The organism is Nocardiopsis sp. NPDC006198 (assembly GCF_040613895.1).
In the GTDB taxonomy this organism is placed as follows: Bacteria; Actinomycetota; Actinomycetes; order Streptosporangiales; family Streptosporangiaceae; genus Nocardiopsis; species Nocardiopsis tropica.
In genome coordinates this window covers 1-6,279 of sequence record NZ_JBEXSY010000122.1, presented here as the reverse complement: position 1 = coordinate 6,279, position 6,279 = coordinate 1, and the positions used below count along the sequence as shown (strand labels likewise).

The 6,279-nt window shown below is 72.8% G+C and carries 4 protein-coding genes; 3 read left to right on the top strand and 1 reads right to left on the bottom strand.

Features of this window, described 5'->3' with window-relative positions:
* Positions 1–180: 180 nt before the first annotated feature.
* Entirely contained in the window at positions 181–1,854 is a 1,674-nt protein-coding gene (locus ABZ234_RS33730; RefSeq protein ID WP_355014744.1) for a CocE/NonD family hydrolase, read from the bottom strand.
* A gap of 296 nt (positions 1,855–2,150) precedes the next feature.
* Between ABZ234_RS33730 and dxr the strand changes: the two genes are divergently transcribed.
* The 3 genes from dxr to ispG all read left to right on the top strand — a co-directional run bounded on the left by dxr (position 2,151) and on the right by ispG (position 6,221).
* A complete protein-coding gene (gene dxr / locus ABZ234_RS33725) occupies positions 2,151–3,371 on the top strand; it encodes a 1-deoxy-D-xylulose-5-phosphate reductoisomerase (RefSeq protein WP_352986129.1) in 1,221 nt (406 codons plus the stop codon).
* Between the two features lie 21 nt (positions 3,372–3,392).
* On the top strand, positions 3,393–4,748 hold the full coding sequence (locus tag ABZ234_RS33720; RefSeq protein WP_355014743.1) for a site-2 protease family protein: 1,356 nt from the start codon (positions 3,393–3,395) through the stop codon (positions 4,746–4,748).
* Positions 4,749–5,063: 315 nt separating this feature from the next.
* Positions 5,064–6,221, top strand: a complete 1,158-nt coding sequence (gene ispG, locus ABZ234_RS33715; protein ID WP_267948413.1) for a flavodoxin-dependent (E)-4-hydroxy-3-methylbut-2-enyl-diphosphate synthase — start codon at positions 5,064–5,066, stop codon at positions 6,219–6,221.
* The last annotated feature ends 58 nt before the right edge of the window (positions 6,222–6,279 follow it).

Sequence of the window (6,279 nt, the reverse complement as noted above, 5' to 3'; positions counted from 1 at the left end):
TGGAGACGGCGGTGGACGTGTTCGAGGAACCCGGCGAGGGCGCCCCCTCCGACGACGCCGGCGGCGGTCGCGGTGAGGGCCGCCGTCCCCCCGGCGGCCGCCTCCGGCGGGGGGGTGGTGCCGCTGGCGGCCCGGGGGCGCCCGGTCGGCGCCGCGGGGGCGGCGCCGCCCGGGCGACGGTCAGGCGAGCGGAACCGTGACCCGTGTGGGGGCGTCCTCGGGGGAGGTCACGTCCACCCGGTCCCCGAGGGCGCTCTCGCTCGTGTAGCGGGCGTCCCGGCTGTCGACCACGACCGCCAGCCGGTGCCCGGCCGGGACGTCCCAGACGACCGGTTCCAGCTCGGCGGTGACCGTCACCGGCTCGCCCGGGACGGCGCCGCGCAGGGTGTGGGGGGTGTGGGAGATCAGCGAACCGGCCCCGTTGCCGTCGACGGCGTAGAGGTGGAGGAAGACCGACTGGTCCTCCGCGGTCGGGGTGAACGTGAACGTCGCCTCGGGGGTGCCCGCCACGCGCACCCCGTCCGGGTAGGCGGGGCTGGTCCACACGGCCGCGCGGTAGCGGTCCACCGTCGGCAGCAGGACCCCGGTCGGGATGTCGAAGAACTGCTGGAGCGCGCCGGAGAGCAGGACGGTGCCGCTCTCCGCCGGTGTGCCGATCCCGGTCCGGAAGCGGTAGTCCCACCCCGTGGCCGGCTCGGTCCCCATGGCGCCGCTGCTCTGCCAGCGGAACCAGTCGCCGCTCGGCTCGGCCAGGTAGTACTCGTCGGAGCCGCCGGTCACCGAGGGCCAGTCGGGGTGGGAGGTCCACCCGCCGCTCCCGTTGTTGGGCCTGACGTGCACGGGGCCCTCGGCGTCCACCTCGTTCTCCTGTCCCCGGAGGTGGTGGTCGAACCAGTCGCCGAGGGACTCCCACACCTCGTCGGGCAGGCCGAGCGCCCCGAACGCCTCCTGCGTGGCGTGGTCGCCGGGGGCGAGCATCAGGCGCTTGGGGCCCTCCAGCTCCTCGTAGAAGTCGGTGACGTGGCCGACGGGGAAGATGCCGTCGTTCCAGGCGTGCGCCATCATCACGGCCGTGCCGTTGGCGTTGAGCGCGTCGACCTTGGTGGCGGCGGAGCGGTCCGGGGCCAGGTCGAGGGCGGGTCGGATGTTGCCGCGCCTGTACTCCTCCTCCATCTCCGACAGGTCCTCGCCGGGGCGGCCCGTGAGGTTGCCCGCCAGCAGGAGCAGCTCGGCCGCCTGCCTGTTGACGGTCTCGTCGGGGTACAGGGAGGCGGCCAGGTCGGCCCATCCGCTCAGGGACGCCACGGCCCTGACCCGGTCGTCCTCGGCGGCGGTCAGCAGGCTGATGCCGCCTCCGTAGGAGATCCCGGCCATGCCGATGCGGTCGGGGTCGGCCTCGGTGTTCTCCAGGGCCCAGTCGATGACGGCGCCGGCGTCGGCGCGGTCGTCGGGGCCGGCGACCTCGATCTCCCCTCCGGAGTCCAGGAAGCCGCGCGAGGTGTAGGCGACGACCTGGTAGCCGGACTCCATGGCGAGCCTGGCCGCCGCCCCGACGTAGATGATCTGGGGCGTCCCCCAGGCGGAGGGCATCACGAGGAGGGGGTGGGGGCCCTCGACGCCGGTCGGTGTGATGACCTTCGCGCTCAGCTCGGTGCCGTCGTGGCTGACGATCGTCTCGTAGGAGACGGAGGCGCCCACGGCGGCGGAGGCGGGCGCGGGGTGGAGGACGGCGGCGGCGAGGACCGCCGCGATCGCGCAGGACAGCAGGCGGGCGGGCCCTCGCGCGGCGGTCGGGGCCGGGGGGCCTCCGTCCTCCGGCGGTGCGGGACGGGGGGCGCTTCTCACAGGGCGCATGGGGAGACCTCGGGGGTGAGGGGGACGGGGGAGGGCCGATGGGTCCTCGCGCCGTGTCGCCATCGGGAGGCCGGTGTCCGCGGGCGCCGAGGGGGTGATCGGCGCCTCACGCAACCGTGAGGTAACTTACTCACGGGTTAAGTTAGGCCAACCCGCACGCGTTGTAAAGACCCGGTGACTCCGGGGTCCGCCGGGCGGCGCCCGCGCGGCCCGTCCGGGGTTGTCCACAGGCACCTCCGGTGGCCCGCCCGGTGCGGGACAATGGAGCCGTGCGAGAAGAACAGCAGCGAACAGTAGTGATCCTCGGCTCCACGGGCTCGATCGGGACCCAGGCCGTGGACATCGTCCAGCGCAACCCCGACCGCTTCCGCGTGGTGGGCCTGGCCGCGGGCGGCGGAAGGGCCGACCTGCTCGCCAAGCAGGCGGCCGAGCTCGACGTGCCGCTGGTCGCGGTCGCCGACCCCGAGCGGGCCGCCGACCTCTCGCGCTCCCTCGCCGAGCACGGCAGCCGGGCCGCCGTCCTGGTCGGCGCCGAGGGCGTGGCCGAGCTCGCCGGGAGCCCCTGCGACGTCGTGCTCAACGGCATCACGGGCGCCCTGGGCCTGGAGTCGACCCTGGCCGCGCTGCGCGCGGGCACCACCCTCGCCCTGGCCAACAAGGAGTCCCTCATCATCGGCGGGCCGCTGGTGCGCGACCTCGCCAGGCCCGGCCAGATCGTCCCGGTCGACTCCGAGCACTTCGCCATCGCCCAGTGCTTCCCGTACCTGCCCGAGGGGCAGCTCGCCAGTCCGGCGCAGGGCCACGTGCACGCCCGCCGCGACGAGGTCAGCCGCCTGGTCGTCACCGCGAGCGGGGGCCCGTTCCGGGGCCGTGACCGCGACGGGCTGGCCGGCGTCACACCGGCCGAGGCGCTCGACCACCCCACCTGGAGCATGGGGCCGGTCATCACCGTCAACTCCGCCACCCTGGTCAACAAGGGGCTGGAGGTCATCGAGGCCAGCCTGCTGTTCGACATGCCCTTCGACAGGATCGACGTCGTCGTCCACCCGCAGTCGATCGTCCACTCGATGGTCGAGTACGTCGACGGCTCCACCATCGCCAAGGCGAGCCCGCCCAGCATGATGATCCCCATCGCCTACGGGCTCGGCGCGCCCGACCGGGTCCCGGGCGCCGCCCCCGGCATGGACTGGACCCGGGCCCAGACCTGGACCTTCGAGCCGCTGGACCACGAGGCCTTCCCCGCCGTCAGGCTCGCCTGCGAGGTCGGCGCCGCGGGAGGCACCGCCCCCGCGGTGTACAACGCCGCCAACGAGGAGGCCGTCGACGCCTTCCTCCGCGGAAACCTCGCGTTCCCGTCCATCATGGACACCGTCTCCCGGGTAGTCTCGGAGCACCGGCGAACGGACCGCCCCGGGGGAGCGTCGCACCAGAGCGTGGGACTGAGCCTGGACGACGTGTACGCCGCCGACGCCTGGGCCCGCACACGTGCGCGCGAGCTCCTCGCGCGCCAGGCCTGACACCGCCTAGAGGAGAGTTGCATGGTCGCCCTGATGACCGTGGTCGGGATCGTCCTGTTCGTCTTCGGGCTGTTGTTCTCGATCGCCTGGCACGAGCTGGGCCACCTCTCCACCGCCAAGATGTTCGGGATCAAGTGCACCGAGTACATGGTGGGCTTCGGCAGGACCCTGTGGTCCTTCCGGCGGGGCGACACCGAGTACGGGGTCAAGGCGGTGCCGCTGGGCGGCTTCGTGCGCATGGTCGGCATGCTCCCGCCGTCGCGCCGGAGCGCGGACGGCGGCTCGCGCAAGCTGTCCCGCTGGCGCGCCATGGCCGAGGACGCCCGTGAGGCCTCCTACGTCGAACTCTCCCCGCAGGACCAGGACCGGCAGTTCTACCAGCGGGCGCCGTGGAAGCGGCTCATCGTGATGTTCGCCGGCCCCGGCATGAACGTGGTCCTCGCCGCGATCCTGCTCGCGGTCCTGTTCATGGGCATCGGCGTCCCGAGGAGCACCACCGAGATCGGGCTCGTCAACGAGTGCATGGTCCCGGTCGGCAGCTCCGTCACCGACTGCACCGACGTGCCGCCCACCCCGGCGGCCGAGGCCGGGATGCTGCCCGGCGACGTCATCGTCTCCGTCGGGGGCGAGTCCACCCCGGACTGGAACACCGCCAACCGGCAGATCCGCGAGTCCCTCGGCAGCACCGAGGTCGTGGTCGAGCGCGACGGCGAGCGCGTCCCGCTCGACGTCGACGTCGTCGAGAACGAGCTCCCGGCCCGCGACGCCGAGGGCGAGATCCTCTACGAGACCGACGCCGACGGCGAGCCCGTGTACGACGCGGACGGCTACCGGGTCTACCGGACCGAGACCGTGGGCTTCCTCGGCATCGTCTTCGCCCAGGAGCGCGCCCCGCTCACCGTCGGCGAGTCCGCCGCCGAGATGGGCACCATGATGGTCGGCGTGGGCGAGGCGCTCATCTCCCTGCCCAGCAAGGTCCCGGAGGTGTTCGCCGCCGCGTTCCTCGGGGAGGAGCGCAACCAGGACTCCCCGGTGGGCATCGTCGGCATCTCCCGCATCGGCGGCGAGATCATGGCCCAGGGCCTGCCCGTCGCGGACACCGCGGCGATCATGCTCCAGATCCTGGCCGGTGTGAACCTGTTCCTGTTCGCCTTCAACATGCTCCCGATCCTGCCGCTGGACGGCGGCCACATGGCCGGCGCCCTCTGGGAGTGGCTCAAGCGCGGCTGGGCCAAGCTGTTCCGACGACCCGAGCCCGCCCCGGTGGACGTGGCGATGCTGACACCGGTCGCCTACGTCGTGGTGGCGTGCTTCCTCGTGTTCAGCGTGGTCCTGCTCGTCGCCGACCTGTTCAACCCGGTCAGACTCTTCGGCTGACGCACACCTGCGCGACGGCGGGCGGACGGCCGGCCGACACCGGCCGTCCACCCCGGTCGCGGGGCGGTTCCGGCGTGACGCCGACCATCCCCGGAGGCCGGTAATCTTCAGCTGGCGCACCGGTTCCGCGCTTCGCGAGGGGCGCCCTTCCACGGGCGGGTAACCTGGAGATCGCGATCCGGGAACGACGGTGCAGCGGAGGCAGCCGCGCGAGGTGACCCCGGACGCGGCGCCGCGCGCTCGCCGGACGCCCTTTCCCGATAACCGACGAATCAAGTGCCGCCCCCCTCCGGCGGCAGACGAGGTGAATCAAGCGTGACCGTCGATCTCGGTATTCCCGCCACCCCGCCGCGCCCGCTGGCGACCCGGCGCAAGACGCGGCAGATCATGGTCGGAAACGTCCCTGTCGGCGGGGACGCCCCGGTGTCCGTCCAGTCGATGACGACCACCCGTACCTCCGACATCAACGCGACGCTCCAGCAGATCGCGGAGCTCACCGCCTCCGGCTGCCAGATCGTCCGCGTGGCCGTGCCCACCAACGACGACGCCGACGCGCTCCCGATCATCGCGAAGAAGTCGCAGATCCCGGTGATCGCCGACATCCACTTCCAGCCCAAGTACGTGTTCCAGGCGATCGACGCCGGCTGCGCCGCCGTGCGCGTGAACCCGGGCAACATCAAGAAGTTCGACGACAAGGTCGCCGAGATCGCGCGGGCCGCCAACGAGGCGGGCACCCCGATCCGCATCGGCGTCAACGCCGGTTCGCTGGACAAGCGCCTGCTCCAGAAGTACGGCAAGGCCACCCCGGAGGCCCTCGTCGAGTCGGCGCTGTGGGAGTGCTCCCTCTTCGAGGAGCACGGCTTCCGCGACATCAAGATCTCGGTCAAGCACAACGACCCCGTGGTCATGGTCAACGCCTACCGCCAGCTGGCCTCCGCCTGCGACTACCCGCTGCACCTGGGCGTCACCGAGGCCGGCCCCGCGTTCCAGGGCACCATCAAGTCCGCGGTCGCCTTCGGGGCGCTGCTGTCCGAGGGCATCGGCGACACCATCCGCGTGTCCCTCTCCGCGCCTCCCGCCGAGGAGGTCAAGGTCGGCGCCCAGATCCTGGAGTCGCTGGGGCTGCGCGAGCGCGGCCTGGAGATCGTCTCCTGCCCGAGCTGCGGCCGGGCCCAGGTGGACGTCTACACGCTCGCGGAGGAGGTCACCGCCGGCCTGGAGGGCATGGAGGTGCCGCTGCGCGTGGCCGTCATGGGCTGCGTCGTCAACGGGCCCGGCGAGGCCCGCGAGGCCGACCTGGGCGTGGCCTCCGGCAACGGCAAGGGCCAGATCTTCGTCAAGGGCGAGGTCATCAAGACCGTGCCCGAGTCCCAGATCGTGGAGACCCTCATCGAGGAGGCCATGCGCATCGCCGAGGAGATGGGCGAGGCCGGGGCCGAGTCCGGCCGGCCGACCGTCGCCGTGGCGGGCTGACCCGGATCTTCCGACGACGGCCGCGCCGCACCCCCCCGGGGGGCGCGCCGGCGCTCTC